Here is a 367-nt window from a genome sequence, read left to right as displayed (position 1 = left end):
CTGTTCTTTCTCGTTGAATGAGTCTTTAACAAAGTCTTGAATAGCACTGAGCATCGAAGAAATAAGTTGAGGATCTTCGCTCGTTGCGTTTTCGGCAGTTACATGCGCGATCAAAAGCCCGGAATTTCGGTCAATAAGAAAGACATGTTCTACGCGATAGACAAGAGAATGCTTTAGAACAACTTCCGAGAAGCTGGCACCAGTTCTCCAAGACTCAAATCTCCACTTGAGTCCATGCCAGGTAAATATATGTCTTAAAGTTTCATTCAGCGACTGAAAGGTCTGGTCGATCTTTTCCCCGATCGACTTGCGAATTGCCGGCAGAAACACCGGGTATAATATATCCGTCAGCGTGCGCGGGCTCTTC

1 protein-coding gene is annotated in these 367 nt (G+C 45.2%); it reads right to left on the bottom strand.

Features of this window, described 5'->3' with window-relative positions; genetic code table 11:
- Positions 1-367: hypothetical protein (locus tag AC1D0P_RS32135; RefSeq protein WP_477680424.1), on the bottom strand; the 367-nt coding region annotated here is incomplete at both ends.

It is taken from the genome of Polaromonas sp. P1_G2, from assembly GCF_056405515.1.
This window is presented reverse-complemented; position numbering and strand designations above follow the sequence as displayed.